Annotated in this window: 17 protein-coding genes; 12 read left to right on the forward strand and 5 right to left on the reverse strand. The window is 68.8% G+C overall.

What is annotated here, in order from left to right:
• Positions 1-102: 102 nt before the first annotated feature.
• On the forward strand, positions 103-702 hold the full coding sequence (locus RJ03_RS20085; protein WP_083871184.1) for a suppressor of fused domain protein: 600 nt from the start codon (positions 103-105) through the stop codon (positions 700-702).
• 3 nt (positions 703-705) lie between these two features.
• Here RJ03_RS20085 and RJ03_RS20090 read toward each other — a convergent pair whose 3' ends face one another.
• Positions 706-1,788 (reverse strand): magnesium and cobalt transport protein CorA, encoded by a 1,083-nt coding sequence (locus RJ03_RS20090; protein WP_036504713.1) that lies wholly within the window; start codon positions 1,786-1,788, stop codon positions 706-708.
• Positions 1,789-1,820: 32 nt separating this feature from the next.
• Between RJ03_RS20090 and RJ03_RS20095 the strand changes: the two genes are divergently transcribed.
• The 4 genes from RJ03_RS20095 (at position 1,821) to RJ03_RS20110 (ending at position 6,354) form a co-directional block, all read left to right on the forward strand.
• Complete coding sequence (locus RJ03_RS20095; RefSeq protein ID WP_036504746.1) at positions 1,821-2,675, forward strand: PHP domain-containing protein; 855 nt, start codon at positions 1,821-1,823, stop codon at positions 2,673-2,675.
• 26 nt (positions 2,676-2,701) lie between these two features.
• Positions 2,702-2,938 (forward strand): hypothetical protein, encoded by a 237-nt coding sequence (locus tag RJ03_RS20100; protein WP_233429784.1) that lies wholly within the window; start codon positions 2,702-2,704, stop codon positions 2,936-2,938.
• Positions 2,939-2,989: 51 nt separating this feature from the next.
• Positions 2,990-4,585, forward strand: coding sequence for an FAD-binding protein (locus RJ03_RS20105; RefSeq protein ID WP_371507377.1), 1,596 nt, complete (start codon positions 2,990-2,992; stop codon positions 4,583-4,585).
• Between the two features lie 548 nt (positions 4,586-5,133).
• Entirely contained in the window at positions 5,134-6,354 is a 1,221-nt protein-coding gene (locus tag RJ03_RS20110) for an NAD(P)-dependent malic enzyme (RefSeq protein ID WP_373281716.1), read from the forward strand.
• An 81-nt stretch (positions 6,355-6,435) separates the two neighbouring features.
• On the opposite strand, the gene RJ03_RS20115 is transcribed toward RJ03_RS20110, so the two are convergent.
• The 3 genes from RJ03_RS20115 to RJ03_RS20125 all read right to left on the reverse strand — a co-directional run bounded on the left by RJ03_RS20115 (position 6,436) and on the right by RJ03_RS20125 (position 9,082).
• Positions 6,436-6,765, reverse strand: a complete 330-nt coding sequence (locus RJ03_RS20115; RefSeq protein WP_036504715.1) for a heme-binding protein — start codon at positions 6,763-6,765, stop codon at positions 6,436-6,438.
• 107 nt (positions 6,766-6,872) lie between these two features.
• Entirely contained in the window at positions 6,873-8,411 is a 1,539-nt protein-coding gene (locus tag RJ03_RS20120; protein ID WP_051024921.1) for a sensor histidine kinase, read from the reverse strand.
• The gene (locus RJ03_RS20125) at positions 8,408-9,082 is read right to left on the reverse strand and encodes a response regulator transcription factor (protein WP_036504754.1); all 675 of its coding nucleotides are present in this window, start codon (positions 9,080-9,082) and stop codon (positions 8,408-8,410) included. Before RJ03_RS20125 ends, RJ03_RS20120 begins: the two co-directional genes overlap by 4 nt.
• 184 nt (positions 9,083-9,266) lie before the next feature.
• On the opposite strand from RJ03_RS20125, the gene RJ03_RS20130 reads away from it, so the two are divergent.
• The 5 genes from RJ03_RS20130 to RJ03_RS20150 all read left to right on the forward strand — a co-directional run bounded on the left by RJ03_RS20130 (position 9,267) and on the right by RJ03_RS20150 (position 15,873).
• The gene (locus RJ03_RS20130; protein WP_036504717.1) at positions 9,267-10,307 is read left to right on the forward strand and encodes a glycine betaine ABC transporter substrate-binding protein; all 1,041 of its coding nucleotides are present in this window, start codon (positions 9,267-9,269) and stop codon (positions 10,305-10,307) included.
• Positions 10,308-10,405: 98 nt separating this feature from the next.
• On the forward strand, positions 10,406-11,323 hold the full coding sequence (locus tag RJ03_RS20135; RefSeq protein ID WP_051024922.1) for a DMT family transporter: 918 nt from the start codon (positions 10,406-10,408) through the stop codon (positions 11,321-11,323).
• Between the two features lie 31 nt (positions 11,324-11,354).
• Entirely contained in the window at positions 11,355-13,505 is a 2,151-nt protein-coding gene (locus RJ03_RS35110; RefSeq protein WP_051024924.1) for a bifunctional phosphatase PAP2/O-acyltransferase family protein, read from the forward strand.
• A gap of 108 nt (positions 13,506-13,613) precedes the next feature.
• Positions 13,614-14,120, forward strand: a complete 507-nt coding sequence (locus RJ03_RS20145; RefSeq protein ID WP_051024925.1) for an MTB12 C-terminal domain-containing protein — start codon at positions 13,614-13,616, stop codon at positions 14,118-14,120.
• A 178-nt stretch (positions 14,121-14,298) separates the two neighbouring features.
• Positions 14,299-15,873 carry an MFS transporter gene (locus RJ03_RS20150; protein ID WP_083871194.1) on the forward strand — a complete coding sequence of 525 codons (1,575 nt, stop codon included), beginning with the start codon at positions 14,299-14,301 and terminating at the stop codon, positions 15,871-15,873.
• A 28-nt stretch (positions 15,874-15,901) separates the two neighbouring features.
• On the opposite strand, the gene RJ03_RS20155 is transcribed toward RJ03_RS20150, so the two are convergent.
• A complete protein-coding gene (locus RJ03_RS20155) occupies positions 15,902-16,561 on the reverse strand; it encodes a TetR/AcrR family transcriptional regulator (RefSeq protein ID WP_036504719.1) in 660 nt (219 codons plus the stop codon).
• Positions 16,562-16,621: 60 nt separating this feature from the next.
• On the opposite strand from RJ03_RS20155, the gene RJ03_RS20160 reads away from it, so the two are divergent.
• Both RJ03_RS20160 and RJ03_RS20165 read left to right on the forward strand, forming a co-directional pair.
• On the forward strand, positions 16,622-18,241 hold the full coding sequence (locus RJ03_RS20160; protein WP_083871192.1) for a flavin-containing monooxygenase: 1,620 nt from the start codon (positions 16,622-16,624) through the stop codon (positions 18,239-18,241).
• Positions 18,238-19,068, forward strand: a complete 831-nt coding sequence (locus RJ03_RS20165; RefSeq protein ID WP_036504721.1) for an SDR family NAD(P)-dependent oxidoreductase — start codon at positions 18,238-18,240, stop codon at positions 19,066-19,068. The genes RJ03_RS20160 and RJ03_RS20165 overlap by 4 nt, the downstream gene beginning before the upstream one ends.
• Positions 19,069-19,073: the final 5 nt, after the last annotated feature.

The following is a 19,073-nucleotide window of genomic DNA, read 5'->3' on the forward strand; positions in this document are numbered from 1 at the left end:
TCGCCGGACGCTACGACGTGCTGTGCGATCCGAAGGTCGCCGAGCAGGCGCGGGATATGCTGGCGCGCCTGGCGCTGTAGGGCTCTGGCACGCTCTAGGGCTATGGAACTCGATCAGGTGCGGTCCGCGGTACTGACGCATTTCGGCATTCCCCGGACGGGGCCGGGATTCGACGACACGCGCTTCGACTCCGCGTCGGTGACCTTCCTCGGCCTGGAACCGATCGACATTCTGCGTATCCCCGACGGCGAGTTCGTGCATTACGTCACCCTCGGTGGCTCCCGGCATCCGATGACCGATTCCGCGGCGGCCTTGGCCGATCCCGTGCGCGGCCCGCGCGCCGAATTGGTGCTGACGCTGCGCGGCGGCGCCGGTGCCCAGGCGGGGCTGCCGCGCGGACTCGGTGTGCTGATCGCCGCTCCGTCGGTGGAAGGCGTTGTGCTGCAACCGGATGCGCTCCTCGACCTGGGAGAGCCGCTGTGGCACAACGCTCCCTTCACCGCGGTGCTGCTGGGCGAGGCGGATATCGATGAGGTCCCCCTGCCGGAGCCCGCCGATCCGGTGCGATTCCTGTCGGTCGCGCCGATCACCGCCACCGAGGCGGCGTGGGTGCGAGTGCGCGGGGCCGCGGCGCTGCGGGACGCGTGGACCGAAGCGGGGATCGACATCCGGGATCCGCACCGGGCCGCGGCGAATCTGTAGTCCTCACAGCCACTTGTTGCGCCGCAGCGCGACGAACAGCGCACCGCAGATGACCAGGATCACCACCCACACCATCCCGTAGCCGTAGGTCCACGACAGCTCCGGCATATGGGTGAAATTCATGCCGTAGATTCCGGCGATCATGGTGGGCACCGCGGCCATCGCGGCCCAGGCCGAGATCTTGCGCATATCGGTGTTCTGCTGGACGCTGACCTTCGCCAGCGCCGCGTTGATCAGCGCGCTGAGCGCCTCGTCGAAATCGCTGATCCGTTCGGCGACCGCGGTGTGGTGGTCGGCGACGTCACGCAGATAGCGGCGGATCTCCTTCGGCATCGGCAGCTCCGAACTGCGGCTGAGCACCTGTAGCGGCAGCGCCAGCGGGTTGACCGCCCGGCGCAATTCCACCACCTCGCGCTTGAGCTGATAGATGGCCTCGATGGTGAGCCGGCTGCGCGGGGTGAAGACCTCTTCCTCCATCCCCTCCACATCGTCTTCGACCGACTGGGTCACCAGCAGATACGTATCCACCACGTGGTCGGCGACGGCGTGCAGGACCGCCCCGGGCCCCAGCGCCAGGCGTTCGGGATGCTTCTCCATCTCCTCGCGGACCACCTTCAGCGCGGTGTGTTCGCCGTGACGGACGGTGACCACGAAATTCGCGCCCACGAAGATCATGATCTCGCCGGTCTGCACGATCTCGCTGACCGAATTGGGGTCGTGTTCGAGATATTTCACCGTGCGCAGCACCAGGAACAGCGTGTCGTCGTAGCGTTCCAGTTTGGGGCGCTGATGCGCGTGCACGGCATCTTCGACCGCGAGTTCGTGCAGGCCGAAAATCTCGGCGACCTCGGCCATCTGATCCGCGTCCGGAGCGTGCATACCCACCCAGACGAAGCCGTCGCCGCGCTCACGTACCTGCGCCAGCGCGTCCGCCGGGGTCACATGCCCGGACTGCCGGTGGCCGTCGACATAGACGCCGCAGTCGACGATCGCGCGGGCGGTGGGAACCGGGATCCGGGGCAGCTGCGGCCCGCGCCGCGACCTCCCGGAGCCACGGAACGGGGGAAACGGCGGTATCGAGGGCACGTCCCGGATGCTAGTTGGGCAAGATGGAACGCGTGCGCATCGACCTCCACACCCATTCGACCGCATCCGACGGCACCGACACTCCCGGCGAGCTGATGCGTGCGGCCGCCGCCGCGGGGCTGGACGTGGTGGCGATCACCGATCACGACACCACCTCCGGATGGGACGAGGCGGTCGCCGCGCTGCCGGCGGGGCTGCGGTTGGTGCGCGGAATGGAGATGTCCTGCGTCGGCATGGGGGAGGACGGCTGGCCGGTGCCGGTGCATCTGCTGGCCTACCTGTTCGACCCGGCCGATGCCGCCTTCGCCGCCGAACGCGAACGGTTGCGCACCGAACGGGTGTCGCGGGTGCGCGCGATGGCCGATCTCATGGTGGCCGACGGCCTGCCGATCGATCCGGACGCGGTCCTCGCGGCCGCGGGCCCGGCGGCGGGACGACCCCATCTGGCGCGAGCGCTGGTCGAGGCCGGTGTGGTCCCGACGGTCGGCGCGGCCTTCGACGATCTGCTCGCGCCGCGCGGCCGCTACTACGTCGAGAAGGCCGACACCCCGTTGCGGCAGGCGGTGGAGATGGTCGCGGCGGCCGGTGGCGTGACCGTGGTCGCGCACGCGCGTGCCCGCACCCGCGGGCGGCTACTGGCGATCGACGACATCCGCGATCTGGCCGGGCACGGGCTGGGCGGACTCGAGATCGATCACCCCGATCACAATCCCGCCGACCGGGCGGTGCTGCGCGAGCTGGCGCGCGAGCTGGACCTCATCGGTACCGGATCCTCGGACTATCACGGCGCCGACAAGCCGGTGGGTCTGGGCGAATGCACCACGGACGCAGAGCAATTCGAGCGTCTGGCGGAGAAGGCGAGCGGCGTCGCGGTGATCGCCTCGTGAGAGTGGTGCGGGCGCTCAGCGGAACCGTGGCCGCCGGACTGGTGGTGCTGGCGGCGGTCGTCGTCGGCGCGGCGGTCCTCGGGGTGCGGCGCGGATTTCCCGGCCCGGGTGCGAGCAGTGTCGGCTGGCATATCGGAATGGCGGTGCTGGCACTCGGCGCGCAAATTTTTTCCGACCGACGTCGGGGAATTCCGGCGTTTTTCGGATCGCTGGTCGTCTTTGTGGCGGCGGGTTACCTATTGGTTACGCAATGGTGGAATTAGCCTTCGCGTAACAGTTGCGGCCGGATGAATTGTGGCCGAATATTTTCCTTTGTGAGCGTGCGTAGCCGGTCCACTATTCGCGCGGAATCCGAGATCGCGGCGGAGGCGTCCGCCGATGTACTGGTGGTGGGCGGCGGTCCGGCGGGCGCCTGGGCGGCGTTGACGGCGGCGACGGCCGGAGCGCGGGTGATCCTCGTCGACAAGGGCCGTTCCGGGGAATGCGGCCCGACGTCGAAAGGTGTTGTCGCACTGTGGGATATCCCGCCGGGGCCGGATCGGGAGCGGGCACTGGTGCGCAGTCTGTCGCACGGCGGCGACCTCGGTGACCCCGAGTGGATGGACCGGGTGCTCGGCGAAACGCATCACCGCATCGCCCATCTGCTGCGCTGGGGATACCGGCAGACCGGAGACGGGCTCGCGACGCGCGTCCATCTCGATGGACGGCGGTATCTGGCGGCGCTGCGGCGCACCCTGTTCCGGTTGGGTGTGCAGGTCGTCGACCACCATCCGGCGCTGTATCTGCTGGTCGACGGCGACGGTGTGGTGTGCGGGGCCGGTGGGCCGGCCGGCGACGACCACTACCGCGGCTGGACGATCCGCGCGGGTGCGGTGGTGCTCGCGACGGGTGGCTGCGCATTCCTGGCCGGCGGCGCCGGAACCGATGTCGACACCGGTGAGGGTCTGCTGATGGCGGTGGAGGCGGGCACCGAACTGTCGGGGATGGAGTTCTCCGGCGCGTACGGACTCGCCACGATGAGCGATCTGCGCGAGCCCCGGTTCGCGAACCTGTACGACGAATCGGGGGCTCGCATCGACGGTGACGACTTCACCGCCCGGTCCGCGGCCCTCGCCGCGCTCGCTCAGGGACAGGCGGTCTACGCCGACATCCCGCCGGCGCCCGCGGTCCGGTACGGCCCGGCGTCGGCGGCGCCCGCGGGAACCACGGCGGTGTCCGCGACCGGTGCCGGTTCCGTCGGGACGTCGATCGATCCTCGGTCCGGCCGGGTGCGGTTGCGTCCGGTCCTGCAAGGTACCGTGCGTGGTTCGGGCGGGGTGCGGCTGATCGGATTCGATTGCGCCACAACGGTTCCCGGGCTGTATGCCGCAGGCGACGTGGCCTCGCGGGAACCGATCACCGGCGCCGTCGGCGGCTTCGACGGGCACGGAGGCGGGTGGGCGATCTCGTCCGGGATGTGGGCCGGATCGGGCGCGGCGCGGTTCGCGCGCCGTCGCGGCCGGATCGGGGACGCACGGCCGGTTCCGGGGGCCGGGCTGAATCTGCACCTCGGGGCCGATGCGCGCACCGACATCGATCCTCGTGCGGTGATCGGGCTGGTGCAGGAACATACGCTGCCGCTGCGGCGCAGCTACTGGCGCAGTGCGGGCAGCTTGCGCGACAGCATCGCCGAACTCGACGCGATGTGGCCGGTCACCGAATACGGACTCGGCGGCACCGGCGCCGACCAGGTTCTGGCCCGGCAGGCCGCGGCGCTGCTGGCGGTGGCCCGCTGGACGAAATACAGCGCCCTGGCCCGCACCGAAACCCGGGGCCTGCATCGGCGCACCGATCATCCCGGCCCGGCCCGCGACTGGCGGCGCCGCCTGCTCACCGGCGGTGTGAACGAGATCTGGGTGCGCCCGGCATGACCTGCCGGGTGGGCGCGCCATGAGCTCACACCGGCGTTCCGGGTTCCGGTGGGACTGTTCACCGCTGCTTCCCAGCGCGGGCGAGTTTCCCCTTACGCGCAGGTAATTCGGCGGCCCTACCCTCGGAAGATGGCAGTAGACACCCGGCCTCGGGCCGGCCCCGCATCCGAGCGGATCGCGTCCCGGTCGAGGAGCGATTTTGCAACTCCCTGTTCCTACTGGCAGAATGTTGCGGATTCCCGGCCGACGCCACCGCCCGGTCCGGGACGGTTGGTGACCTTCGGTTCGTGACGCACGGCTCCGATCCGCGGATCACCCCATAGCCTTGCCCGGACCACCCGTCCGGTTCTCGCTCGACGGATCGTGCGCGGCCAGATCGCAAAGAAGCCCAGATCGCAAACACGCGATGCGATGTAATCACCGAACGGTTTTGCGCGACCGCGTGAACGCCCGGTCGGCGCACATCGTTCGAATTCCGAAGACCTTTTATACGAAAACCCGGCGGTAACCGTGAGCCGGTTCAGCCCGGACCGAGCAGGAGTGAAATCGTGTCATCTGTGACTGACGCACCGAATGCCACTACAGCGAGCCGTGAAACCGATACGACCGATCTGTCCGCTATCACGCACGAGGAAATTTTCGCCGGCCATCTCGGTGGCAAGCTTTCGGTGGAATTGTCCTCACCGCTGGAGACCCAGCGGGATCTGTCCATCGCGTACACGCCGGGCGTCGCGCAGGTGAGTCGCGCCATCCACAAGGACGAGGCGCTGGCCAAGCGCTACACGTGGACCGACCGGCTGGTGGTCGTGGTGAGCGACGGCACCGCGGTGCTCGGCCTGGGTGATATCGGCCCGCGGGCGTCGCTGCCGGTCATGGAAGGCAAGGCCGCGCTGTTCAAGAAGTTCGCCGGACTGGACTCGATTCCGATCGTGCTCGACACCAAGGATGTCGACGAGATCGTGGAGACCCTGGTGCGCCTGCGGCCGAGCTTCGGTGCGGTGAACCTGGAGGACATCTCCGCCCCGCGCTGCTTCGAGATCGAGAAGCGCGTCGTCGAGGCGCTGGACTGCCCGGTCATGCACGACGACCAGCACGGCACCGCCATCGTGGTGCTGGCCGCGCTCAACGGTGCCGCCAAGGTGCAGGGCCGCGATATCGCCGACCTGAAGGTGGTCGTCTCCGGCGCCGGCGCCGCGGGTGTGGCCTGCTCGAACATCCTGCTGGCCGCGGGCGTGTCGGATGTGGTCGTGCTCGACTCGAAGGGCATCGTCAGCCGGGACCGGGCGGACCTCAACGAGGTGAAGGCCGACCTGGCCGCGCGCACCAACCCGCGTGGCATCACCGGCGGTGCGGCCGAGGCGCTGGCCGGTGCGGATGTGTTCCTGGGCCTGTCGGCCGGGACCATCGCCGAGGAATTGATCGCCTCGATGGCGCCGGAGTCGATCGTGTTCGCCATGTCGAACCCGGACCCGGAGATCCACCCGGAGGTCGCGCACCGCTACGCCGCCATCGTGGCGACCGGCCGCAGCGACTTCCCGAACCAGATCAACAACGTGCTCGCCTTCCCGGGCGTGTTCAAGGGTGCGCTGGATGCCGGTGCGCGCCGGATCACCGAGGGTATGAAGGTCGCGGCCGCCAACGCCATCTTCGGTGTCGTGGCCGACGAGCTCTCGGTCGACAAGATCATTCCCAGCCCGCTCGACCCTCGGGTCGCGCCGGCGGTCGCCGAGGCCGTGGCCGCCGCCGCGCGCGCGGAAGGTGTTGCGTAACACCGGATTCGAACACACAGCGAGGGCGCCCCGGGAACTCCCGGGGCGCCCTCGCCGTATTCGGATGCCGATGCGCGGCCGCTACTTCTTGTGGCAGGACTTGCGGTAGTCGATCAGCGGCTGCCGCACCCCGCGGAAATCCTTCAGCTCCTGCTGGTGGCCCTGGCGGTAGGCCTGCATCTCGGCCTTGCGCTGCTCCTTCGGCAGCCCCTTCACCTTGGCCAGTTCGGCGGCCAGATCCGGGTGGCTCGCCAGGAATGCGGCGACCTGCGGAGCGGTCTGGGCCTGAACCTGGGCGCGAGCCTGCGGGCTGCACTGCGGGGCGTCGGCCGAGGCGACGCCGGGCACGGCGACGGCCAGGGCGGCGATTCCGGCGGTGCCGGCCAGCAGGGCGGCGACAGTGCGCTTCATACCGGTAACTCCATTCGTGACGGGATGATGTCGGATCCGAATCTGCGCGCCGAATCTGAAAGGACCCTGAAAACACCGAGTGGGCATAGGTGATCTTCAGCCGATCTTCAGGCGGGGGACGGGCTTTCCGGGGACCAGGGACCGGCGTCCCGGGCGGGCAGCGTCAACACGAACACCGCCCCCGAGGTCCCCGGTGGCGGCTCCACGCAGCGCAGGTCGCCGCCGTGGGCGCGAGCGATACCGCGGGCGATGGCCAGCCCCATCCCGGCCCCGTCGCGGCGGCGGTCCCGACTCGTATCCAGCCGGACCAGGCGACCGAAGATGTGTTCACGCTGGGCGGCGGGTACACCGGGACCGGTGTCGGCGACGCGGATCTCGGCCCGGACTTCGCCGGTTCCGGCGCCCGGTAGGGCGTTCGGGGTGGCCACGTCCGATGAGGTGGTGCCCGTGTCGGGGGCGGGACCCGCCTGGTCGGCGGGTGTCGCCGGGATCGGCATCGGCTCGGTGGACATCGAGCCGGCGGTGTCGCCGATCGCTCCCACGGTGAGGGAGACCGCGCCGCCGGGAGGAGTGGCCTGACAGGCATTGGCGAGCAGGTTCACCAGGATCTGGCCCACGCGTTCGGGATCGGCGACGACGAGCACGGTGTGGCCGGTGAGCCGGAAATCGATGTCGGGGTGCAGGATTCGCATGCGATCGACCTGGGCGTGCGCGAGGTCGTACAGGTCGACCGTTTGCCGATACAGGGTGAGCCCGGCGTCGATGCGGGCCATGTCGAGCAGATCCTCGACCAGGCGCCCGGCGCGCTGGGCTTCGCGGACCAGCAGCAGATACATGCGCTCGCGATCTTCGGGTCCGGTGTCGGCGGGTTGATGCAGGACCGCTTCGGCCATGGCCTTGATTCCGGCGATGGGCGTGCGCAGTTCGTGCGCGGCATCGCCGACGAAGGCGCGCATCTGCTGTTCGGAGGCCCGGGCGCGGGCTTCGGCGCCCTCCAGGGCGTCCAGCATCTCGTCGAAAGCGCTCGCCGTGCGGCCCAATTCGGTATCCGTGCGGGTGGGGGAGAGGCGGCGGCCGCGGCCACCGCGCGCGATCTCGCGGGCCAGCCGGGTCATCGAATCCAGGGGCGCCAGCGCGTGGCGCAATCCCACCCACAGCGCGGCCGTGATCGCGACGATGGCGGTGGCGGTCACCCCGATCAGGACGAGGCCGAGTCGTGACCGCAGCGCGGTCAACAGTGGGGTGTCGACCTGCAGCGTGAGCCGGGCGCGGTCCACCGCGCCGCCACCGCCGAGGGTGACGGTTCTGGTCCGGGGGCCGCCGTCTCCGGCGTGCCGGGGCGAGAGGCTGCCGTAGACACTGCCGTCTGCCAGGACCAGCCGGGCTCGTACCGAGCGATTGTCGACGCGGGCGATCAACTCCGCGGGCGGGGTGTTCTGCTGCGCGAGTTGCCGGGCCAGCTGGACCCGGTCGGTGAGTACCGTATTCGCGCTGCGCGCCACCACGATCCCGAACAGACCGTGCACAGCCAGCGCCACCACGATCAGGGCGAGCCCGGAAATGACCGCGGCGGTGAGGGTTACCCGGCGCCGCAGCGAAATCGTCGGCAGTGCAGGCGGCGCGGTCCGGTCCGAGTCGCCGCTCATCGCGGATTCGCCCGTAACGCGTAGCCCATGCCGCGCACCGTGTGCAGCAGGCGTGGGCCGTGTTCCTCCAGTTTGCGGCGTACCGCGCTGACGTAGACCTCGACCAGATTCGGGTCGTAGTCCTCGTAACCCCAGACCGCGGTGAGGATTTGGGTTTTCGTGACGACTCGGTCGCGGTGGGCGGCGAGGTAGGCGAGGAGTTTGAATTCGGTGGCGGTGAGGCTGATCGGTTCGCTGCCGCGCAGCACCACCCCGGAATCGGTTTCCAGCACCAGATCGGCGATGGTGATGCGGCTGTGCATACGTCCCATCCGTCGCAGCAGCGCCTCGATCCGTGCCATCAGTTCGGCCAGGTCGAACGGTTTCACCACGTAGTCGTCGGATCCGGAACGCAGTCCGCGCACCCGGTCCTCCACACCGTCGCGCGCGGTCAGCATCACCACACCGGCGCCGCTGCGGGCGCGCACCACCTCGAGCAGGCCGAAACCGTCGCGACCCGGCAGCATCACGTCGAGGACGACGACATCGGGACGAAACCGTTCCAGATCGGACTCCAGCCGATCGCCGTGCTCGCGGGCGAGGACCTCGTGTCCGGCGGCGTGCACGGCCGCCGCGACCGCCGTGCGAATGGCGTCGGCGTCTTCGATCAGGAGAATGCGTCCCGGCTGCACTCGCACATTATTCGTCGCACAGGCTGAGATCTCGCTGAATAACCGCCGCTGCGGTTGGCCATGGTCGTCGCAGGGCGGGTGTGGATCGGATGCCCGGATGCGATCCACCTACGATTCCTGTGCCGGGGCGATCCTCGGCCGCCGGATGTGGTTGTCGCTGACTATCGGGAGTGGGTGTCGCCGGATGGGATTGGCCGGATCGGTGCGAGTGACGGCCCGGGTGCTGGTCGCCGTCACCGCCGCCACGCTGGCGGTGGCATGTGCCAACGGTGACGGCGAGTCGACGATCGTCGTCGGCGCCGGTGATTCGGCGCAGTCGGAGGTCGTCGCCGAAATCTATGCCCAAGCGCTCGCGCGCACCGGCACGCGGACGACGGTGAAAAAGCATCTCGGACAGCGTGCGGACTATCTGGCGGCGCTGGACGCGGGCACGATCACGCTGGTCGGCGATACCGGTGGTGATCTCCTGACCGCCTTCGACTCCTCGTCGTCGGCGACCGCGCCGGATCGGGCGACAGCGGCGAGCGTCGCAGAGCACCACGAGCCCGGCCCGCCGATCGACATGACCGCGGGGACGCCGATGCCGTTCGAGGCGCGCTATATCGGCTCGGTCGCCGACGATCTGAGCCGGGCGGTTCCGGAGGGTCTGGCGGTGTCCGATCTCGCCGACGCCACCGATCTGCGGCCGCAACTCGCACTCGGTGCCGCCGCGGCCGCGCGCTATCCGGCGAATGCGGCCGGCCTCGCCAAGCATTGCGGTGAACTGACCGTGGGCATCGCCGGCGGGCGCGAACTCGACCCGCTGCGGACGCCGCCGGACCCGCAGCGCGATGTGCTGACGCCCCTGCGCACGGTCTACGGCTGCGATATCACCCGCCACGTCGAATTTCCCGGTGACGCCGAACTGCGAAAGGCATTGCGCGACGGAGCCGTCGACGCGGGCGTGTTCACCTCGGCCGTCGCACTACTGCCGGGCGGCCCCGGTGACACGGCCGTCGGCACCGATCCGGCCGTCGTCACCGATCCGGCGTACGCCTTCCGCGCTCAGAACATCGTCCCGCTGCTGCGTCAGGGTGCGTTGGACCAGCGGCAGATCAAGAAACTCAACTACGTAGCCGGGGAACTCACCACGGCCGACCTCGCGACCATGGTCCGTCGCGTCCGTGACGAACACGCCTCGGCGGCCGGCCTCGCCCGGATCTGGCTCGACGAACACGCCCTCTGAGCACCCCGTTCGTCCGCCGTTTCCGCCCATCGACCATGATCAGGTTCGGTACGGATTCGGGCGTACAGTGCGAATAGATCACCTGAGCGGGGGTCCGCATGGTCCTGGTCATCGCGTTGGGAGTGCTGGCCGCATTCTTGTTCGCCGCGGCCGGTTATCTGCAACAGCGCGCGGCGCGCACCGTGGTCGCCGAACAACCCCGGGCGGCCCGGGTCTTCGGTATGACCACACTCATGCAGCGCCTGCTGCGCAGTGGCACCTGGCTGCGCGGCTGGATCACCAATCTCGCGGGTTTCTTCACCCAGGCGGTCGCGCTGCATCTGGGCTCGGTGGCCGCCGTGCAGCCGCTGATGTCGACTCAGCTGCTGTTCGCGGTCCCGCTCGAGGCGTTCGGACGCCGGCGTCGCCCGCGTGGCCGCGACATCTGGTTCGCGCTGCTGGTCTGCGCCGGCCTGGGCGTGCTGTTCGGCGTCGGCGGTGTGGCGCCGCTGGCGGGAGATCCGGATCGCGGCCGGGTGCTGCTGGCCACCTTCTCCGCCGCGGGTCTGGTGGCACTGCTGGCCCTGATCAGCATCCGCTGCCCGATCTGGGTGGCCGCGAACCTCGTGGCGGTGGCCGCCGGCGTCTGTTTCGCGATGAGCGCCGTCTTCATGAAGTTGACCACCGAGGATCTGGTCTATCGCGGCATCCCCGCCACCGCCACCGACTGGCCCGGCTATCTGCTCGCCGTCTCCACGCTCAGCGGGCTGGTGCTGGAACAGACCGCCTTCGCCGCCGGGCCGCTGCCCTGGGCGATCGCGGCCATGAGCGTGACGAATCCGATCGTCAGCTACGTGGTCGGCGTGCTGGCGTTCAAGGTCGAGCTGCCGCACACCCCCGGGGCACTGGCCGGAGTCGCGATCGCCGGGGCGCTGATCGCGGCCGGGATCGGCGGACTCGCGCATTCGCCGCTGGCCCGCGCCTTCTATGCCGGTAACGAGGAGATAACCGACGAATCGCCCAGCTTGATGTCGTAAAAGCTTGCGACGCCTGTGTTATGACGGTTGTGTGGGCAATCCGTCGCGTCAGGTGCTGTGGCGGGACTGTGTGGCCGGGCTCGCGGTATTCGGGCTGTACCTGGCGGTCGATGCCCTGCACACCCCGGCCCGCCGCGAACTGGCCGACCGCAACGCCCACCGCATCTTCGATCTCGAACAGTGGCTCGCGATCGACTTCGAGCGCCCGCTCAACCGCTGGCTGGAGTCACAGGCGCTGCTCGCGACACTGGCCAACTACGAATACGCCTTCACCTACATCGTCAGCGCGTTCGCGCTGCTGTTCTGGCTGTATTTTCGCCGCCGCGCCGAATACGCCCGCGCCCGCGACTCGTTCCTGCTGCTGAACATCCTGGCCATCGCGTGCTTCGCGCTCTTCCCGGTCACCCCGCCGCGACTACTGCCCGAACTGGGCTTCACCGACACCGTCGTCGCCGGCCATACCTGGGGCTCCTGGGGTTCGTCACTGGTGTCGGGGGCGAATCAGCTCGCGGCGGTCCCCTCGCTGCACGTCGGCTGGGCGCTGTGGGTGAGTGTGGTGCTGGCCCGGGTCTCCGGCGGGTGGATCGTGCAGGTGCTCAGCGCGCTGCACGTCGGGCTGACCACCTATGTGATCGTCGCGACCGCCAACCACTTCGTCCTCGACGCGGTGATCGCGGTGGCCTTCGTCGCGGTGAGTATTCAGCTGGTCGACCGCTGGTACGCGCGACCACCGGTGGTGCCGCCCGCCGACGCGTTCTTCCTGCACATCGAGAAGACCGGCATTCCGCAGCAGGTGGGCGGCATGGTCGTGTTCCGGCCGCGGGTCGACGGCGGGACCGATCTCGCCGCGGTCCGGAAACTGGTCCAGGGCGAGCTGGCACATCTGCCGCGCTTCCGGCAGCGTCTGGACCAGCCGGGACGGTGGCGCCGGGCACGCTGGGTGGACAGTCCGGTCGACTGGGACTGGCACGTCACCGAGCGCACGATTCCCGGCACCGATCCGGACGCCCTCGGCGAACCGGATGGCCGAGCGGCGGGGTCCGGGGCGGCCTTCAGCACAGTCCTCACCACCAGTGTCGCCGTCGGCCCGGCAGCCGGCAACGGGGAGTCCGCGGTGGAATCACGTGGTGCGGTGTCGGCCGAAGCGACCATGGCACCGGGCGTGGTGGCGCGTCGGGTGGACGGAATCAGCCGGGTGGTCACGGATCTCGCCGCCGAGGTGCTGCCCAAGGATCGGCCGTTGTGGCGACTCGTCCTGGTGCGCGACCCGGAGGCGGGCGCGATCGGCGTGGTCCTGCTGCTGCATCACGTGGTCGCCGACGGTATCGGCACGGTGGTGCAGGCTCTGCGCCTGCTGCGCCCGACCATCGATCTGCCGGTGGCCGAGCGAAAGCCGCCGAGCTGGGGGACCACCGTCGCCGGTACCGCGGCCGGTCTGGCGCAGTTGGCCGCCGATGCCCAGCCGAAGGGAACGCTGCCCGACGACTGTGTGCGACGCGTATTCACCGTCTGTTCGCTGGACCTGGAAACCGTTCGGGCCGTGGCTCGTTCGCATCGCGTCCGGGTGACCGACGTACTGCTGAGCGTCACCGTCACGGCGCTGCAGCGTCTTCGCCCCGATCTGGGGGAGCGCTTGGGCGGGCAGATCCGGGTGGCGGTGCCGTTGATGGTGCGCGACCCGACGTCGGGGGCGGAGGGCAATTCGACCGCCGCCGTGATGATCGACATTCCGCTGACGGCGGCGACCCCGGCGCAGCGTCTTGCCGAGATCCGCACCCGCAGCGACCGGCTGCATTCCGGAACCCGCGCGCTCGCCTCGCATTTCGTGATGGATCGAGTGCTCAGGCTGTTTCCGGAACCGGCCGTCGGGGCCTTCGCGCGGTCGGTGTACGGCGGACGGTTCTTCCACGCCATCGTCTCCAACATGGCCGGTCCCGAACTGGCGATGACCTTCGCGAATATGCCGATCACCCGGGTGTTTCCGATCCTGCCGTCGGCCCCGGGAGTTCCGCTGGTCGCCGGGGTGCTGAGCTGGAACGGGGCGTTGGGGATCGGGCTCTCGGTGGATCCGGCGCTGCTCGACGCGCCGGCGGTCGCCGCCGAGTTGCCCGATGTCCTGGCCGAACTCGCCGACACCACGTTCGTGTCCGATAAGCGTCCGTGGCCCGGTTCCGGCGAGTAGTCTTCGAGCGAGTTGATCACCGAGCCTACCGTCACCGAGGGAGGCCGCCTCATGTTCGATCGCGGGTCAGTGGCGAAAATATTTGCGGCATGCGCACTTACCGCGCTGGTGACCGCCGCTGCCGCCTGCGGCAGCGATGACTCCGGCGGCAAATCCACCGAATCGTCCAGCACCGGCACGCCGACGGTGACCCAGGCGGTGACCCGGAACTTCGAGCGCTTCTTCGACGGATCCACCTCCGCCGACCAGAAGGTCGCGCTGCTGGAGAACGGGCCCGCGTTCGCCGCCGCGATCAAGGCACAGGCCGATTCGCCGATGGCGAAATCCGCCTCGGCCAAGGTCACCAATGTCGCCAGCACCAGCACCGACCACGCCGACGTCACCTTCGACGTGCTGTTCAACGGCACACCCGCGCTGTCCGGTCAGCAGGGCGGCGCGGTGCAGATCGAGGGCACCTGGAAGGTCACGGCCGCGACCTTCTGCGCACTGCTCACCCTGGAAGGCGCGGCCCCGCCGGTCTGCGGCGCGGCCTCGGGGACGCCGAGTCCGGGTGCGACGCCGGCCCCCGGCGCGACACCTGGGAACCCCACCGTCCTTCCCGCGCCGACCAGTTGAGATCGCGATGACGTCGTCGGATCCGTCGGACCGCCGCGGCGCCGGATCTGGTCGTCCGCTGCACCGCGACGCATCGGCCGCCTCGGCTGCCGGGGCGGGCTCCGAATCCGCTGTGCCCGGTACCGGCTCCGCCCCGAACGCGGGGGCCGAGACCGGGGCGGCGGGCGGTGCGGCTTCGATGGGTTCCGTTGCGGCGCAACCTGTGTCGCCCGGTGCCGAGCGTCCTTATGTGGCGCTCGCGGTGGTTACCGCCGTCCTGTTCGTCACCTTCCTCGACACCACGATCGTCAGCGTCGTCCTCGGCGATATCCAGTCCGACGTCCATGCCGGTGTGGTGTCGCTGCAGTGGGTGGTGAACGCCTACACGCTGGTGTTCGCGAGTCTGATGCTCACCGCCGGCACCCTCGGCGACCGGTGGGGTCGCAAACGCGTCATGGTCGGCGGGCTGGTGGTGTTCGCCGTCGGCTCGGTGTTGTCCGCGGTGGCCGGAAGTGTGTCGATTCTGATCGCCGGGCGGGCGGTCATGGGGGTCGGTGCGGCGGCCTCCGAACCGGGCACCCTGTCGGTGATCCGGCACATCTTCCCCGATCGCGGCGCCCGCGCGAAGGCGTTGGGTGCGTGGGCGGCGGTCTCCGGGTTGGCGCTGGCGCTGGGGCCGGTGATCGGCGGGCTGCTGGTCGGGGCGTTCGGCTGGCGCTCGATCTTCTGGTTCAACCTGATCGTCGGCGTGGTCGTGCTGGCGGCGGCGCTGAAATTCGTGCCGGAAAGCGCCGATCCGCAGCCGGGTCCGGTCGATTGGGCCGGATTCGTCCTGGGCGCAACGTTTCTCGGCTGCGTGATCTACGCGGCCATCTCCGGTGAGCAGGTGGGCTATTCGGCCGCCTCGGTGATCACGCTGTTCGTGATCGGCGGGATCGCGTTTCTCGCCTTCCTGGTGGTCGAGTCGCGCGCGGCCAATCCGATGTTCGACTTCCACTACCTGGAGCGCCCGCTGGTGCGCAGTGCGCTGGTCGTGGCGTTCGCGGTCTACTTCGGAATCTTCTCGATCTTCTTCTTCACCGCGCTGTATCTGCAAGAGGTGCTGGACTATTCGGGGTGGCGAACCGCCGCGGTGTTCGGCCCGATGGCCGTGGCGATCATCGCCGGTTCGCTGATCTCCGGATTCTGGGTGGCGTTGCGTGGCTCCCGCACGCCGATGATCGCCGGGTGTGTGCTCGGTGCCGCGGGAATCCTGCTCACGCGCCAGTTCCTCGGCGTCACCGTCGAATTCACGCCGCTGGCGCTGGCCCTGATGCTGGCCGGCCTCGGTTTCGGTATCGCGGTGGTGCCGCTGACCTCGGCCGTGCTGTCCGGCGTTCCGGCCGAACATTCCGGTATGGCGGCCGCCGCCACCAACACCATGCGTCAGGTCGGGGCGGTGGTGGGGGTGGCCGTACTGGGTTCGCTGGTCAATTCCTTCCTGAATTCGGACCTGCGGGATCGGTTGCGGCAGATCGGCGTGCCGGCGAATTTCCAGGCCATCGTCATCGACGCCATCGAGACCGGCAATGTCCCGGCCGGGGGTGACGCGGCGGCCTCGGCCGCCTACGGGCCGATCGTGAACCGGGTCATCCACGCCACCTACGAGGCCTTCCATCGTGGACTCGAGGTAGCGCTGCTGGTGTCGGCGATCATGATTCTGATCGCCGCCGTGGTCACCGCGCTCTGGTTACCGCGGCGCGGCGATCGCGCCGGATACGTGCACGAGGACTGAGGTCACGCGGGCAGCTCCGCTGCCGTGGTCACGCGGGCAGCGCGGTGCCGCCGGCCGAACCGGCCAGCCATTCGGTGAGCACGGGATGCATGGCGAGCGCGGGCAGTGCGCCGACCAGGGTGTCGATCAACTCGGTGCGGCCGATCTGCTCCTCGCGCAACCAGATCAGGGTCGTCTCCTCGACGAACGCGATCCAGCCGCGGAACACCAGGCGAAGTCGCGGGAGTTCGGGATCGTCGGCGGCCAGCGGTGTCTCGGCGAGGATGCGATCGACCATGGCATCGCGGGTGGCGTCGGCCAGCGCCATCAGTTCGGGGCTGCCGCTGGCGGGGCCGCGGAGCAGGCCCTGGTAGGAGATCCGGTTCTCGCTGACGTACTCGACGTAGCGTTCGACCGCGTCGCGCAGCATGCTGAACAGATCGAGGCTGCGGTCGGGCATGGTGCGAGCGAGTAGTTCCTCGTTGGCGCGGCGCACGATGGCGCGCTGGAAATCCTGCTTCGACGCGAAGTAGTGGAAGAGCAGGCCGCGGGAGATGCCCGCCTGCCGGGCGATCTCCCCGATGGAGATGTCCTCCAGCGTGCGGTCGCGCAGCATTTTCACGCCCAGGGACACCAGCTGTTCGCGCCGTTCGCCCGGGCTCAGCCGCACCCGTTTGGTGCCGGGACCGTTGTCACTCACGGTTGCCATCCTACTGAACGGTAGTCAATACTGTTGACTCCTGCTCAATAGGATCGTAGGGTTGGATACATGAGTCGTAGGGTTACAGACAACGGCCGTAGCGACGCGCTCGGAGGCGGTAGCTTGCGTGACCACGGAGAGCGCCGCGAAGGCCGTGATGAGCGGAGCCGCAGTGTAGCGGGGGCGCGTCATGTGCATACGTTGATCGTCGGCAGTGGATTCTCGGGCCTGGGCCTGGCCATCCGTTTGAGCCAGCAGGGTCGCGACGACTACCTGGTGCTCGAGCGCGGCAACGATGTCGGCGGTACCTGGCGCGACAACACCTACCCCGGCGCCGCCTGCGATGTGCCGTCGCAGCTGTACTCCTACTCGTTCGCGCTCAATCCGAACTGGTCGCGCTCGTTCTCCAAGCAGCCGGAGATCCAGTCCTACATCCAGGGCGTGGCCGATCGGCACGGCGTGCGAGACAAGCACATCTTCGACTGCGAGATGACCGGCGCCCGGTGGAACGAGGAGCAGGCCCGCTGGGAGGTGCAGACCAGCCAGGGCGCGTTCACCGCCGACATCCTGGTCTCCGCCGTCGGCGCGCTGTGCGAACCGAACCTTCCGGATATCAAGGGCATCAACGGTTTCCAGGGCCGCATCTTCCACTCCGCGCGCTGGGATCACGACGCGGATCTGACCGGCAAGCGGGTCGCGGTGATCGGCACCGGCGCCTCGGCCATCCAGATCGTGCCCTCGATCGCGCCGAAGGTGGCCCATCTCGACGTCTACCAGCGCACCGCCCCGTGGCTGCTGCCGCGGATCGACCGTCCGTACACCCTGCCCGAGCGGCTGGCCTTCAAATACGTTCCCGGCGTGCAGAAGTTGTCGCGTGCCGCCATCTACGCAGCCCGCGAAACGCAGGTCGTCGGCCTGGCGAAGTTCCCGCCGGCCATGCTCGCGCTGGAAGGCCTCGCCCGGCTGAAGCTGCGGCTCGAGGTGCCGGACGCGCAGTTGCGCGAGAAGGTCACGCCGAACTTCCGCATCGGCTGCAAGCGCATGCTGATCTCCAACGAGTACTACCCGGCGCTCAGGCGCGACAATGTCGACGTGGTCACCGACGGCATCCGCGAGATCCGCGCGAATTCGATCGTCACCGCCGACGGCACCGAACGCGAGATCGACGCCCTCATCGTGGCGACCGGATTCCACGTCACCGATTCGCCGGTGTACGAGACGATCGCCGGCCGCGACGGGCGCACGCTCACCGAGCTGTTCGACGAGATCGGGCAGCAGGGCTACAAGGGCGCGGCGATCAACAACTTCCCGAACATGTTCTTCCTGCTCGGCCCGAACGTCGGCCTCGGCCACACCTCGATGGTGTACATGATCGAATCGCAGATCAACTACATCGCCGACGCGATCGCCACCTTCGACCAGCGCGGCCTGCGTACGGTCGAGGTGCGAAAAGACGTGCAGGACACCTACAACCGCGACCTGCAGGACCGCATGTCCAACAGCGTCTGGCTCAACGGTGGTTGTGCCAGCTGGTATCTGGACAAGCACGGCAACAACACCACGCTGTGGCCCGATTTCACCTTCCGCTTCCGCAAGCTGACGGAGAAGTTCGACGTCGCGGCATACGACACGACCCGATCGACCGACGGGGCCGCGCGGCCCGATCTGAAAGTGGTAGCAGCACAGTGAGCAATGACGCTTATTTCACCGGCAAGGTATGTGTGATCACGGGCGCCGGCTCGGGTATCGGCCGCGCGCTGGCCGAGAACCTGGCCCGCCGGGGCGCGAAACTCGCCCTCTCCGACATCGATACCGAAGGACTGGCCGAAACCGTCCGCCGCGTCGAGGCGCTGGGTGCGCAGGTGAAGTCCGATCGGCTCAACGTGGCCGAGCGCGAAGCGGTGCTGCTCTACGCCGACGAGGTGAAGAAGCATTTCGGCGTGGTGCACCAGATCTACAACAACGCCGGTATCGCCTTCCACGGCGAGGTGGTCGACTCCCAGTTCAAGGACATCGAGCGCATCATGGATGTCGATTTCTGGGGAGTCGTCAACGGCACCAAGGCGTTCCTGCCCGCCATCATCGAATCCGGTGACGGCCACGTGATCAACGTGTCCAGTCTGTTCGGCCTGATCGCGGTGCCGGGCCAGAGTGCTTACAACGCCGCCAAATTCGCGGTGCGCGGCTTCACCGAATCGCTGCGCCAGGAGATGCTGGCGCGCAAGCATCCGGTCAAGGTCACCTGCGTCCATCCCGGCGGTATCAAGACCGCCGTGGCGCGCAACGCCACCTACGCCGAGGGGATCGACGCTCAGAAGTTCTCCTCGTTCTTCGACAAGCAGCTCGCCCTGCACACCCCGGAGATGGCCGCGCAGACCATCACCGAGGCCGTGCGCAAGGGTCACGGCCGCGTGCTGATCGGCTGGGAGGCCAAGGCGCTCGATCTGTTCGTGCGCACCACCGCGTCCTACTACCAGCGCATCGCGAACGTCGTCAACAGCCGGTTCCTGCCCTGATTCGC

The sequence above is a fragment of the Nocardia aobensis NBRC 100429 genome, from assembly GCF_000308375.1.
Lineage (GTDB): Bacteria > Actinomycetota > Actinomycetes > Mycobacteriales > Mycobacteriaceae > Nocardia > Nocardia aobensis.

Excerpts from the sequence above, each read along its gene's own strand:
- RJ03_RS20085 (WP_083871184.1), top strand. The coding sequence starts at position 103 with ATGGAACTCGATCAGGTGCGGTCCGCGGTACTGACGCATTTCGGCATT.
- RJ03_RS20115 (WP_036504715.1), bottom strand. The coding sequence starts at position 6,765 with ATGAAGCGCACTGTCGCCGCCCTGCTGGCCGGCACCGCCGGAATCGCC.
- RJ03_RS20120 (WP_051024921.1), bottom strand. The coding sequence starts at position 8,411 with ATGAGCGGCGACTCGGACCGGACCGCGCCGCCTGCACTGCCGACGATT.
- RJ03_RS20130 (WP_036504717.1), top strand. The coding sequence starts at position 9,267 with ATGGGATTGGCCGGATCGGTGCGAGTGACGGCCCGGGTGCTGGTCGCC.
- RJ03_RS20135 (WP_051024922.1), top strand. The coding sequence starts at position 10,406 with ATGGTCCTGGTCATCGCGTTGGGAGTGCTGGCCGCATTCTTGTTCGCC.
- RJ03_RS20150 (WP_083871194.1), top strand. The coding sequence starts at position 14,299 with ATGGGTTCCGTTGCGGCGCAACCTGTGTCGCCCGGTGCCGAGCGTCCT.
- RJ03_RS20155 (WP_036504719.1), bottom strand. The coding sequence starts at position 16,561 with ATGGCAACCGTGAGTGACAACGGTCCCGGCACCAAACGGGTGCGGCTG.
- RJ03_RS20160 (WP_083871192.1), top strand. The coding sequence starts at position 16,622 with ATGAGTCGTAGGGTTACAGACAACGGCCGTAGCGACGCGCTCGGAGGC.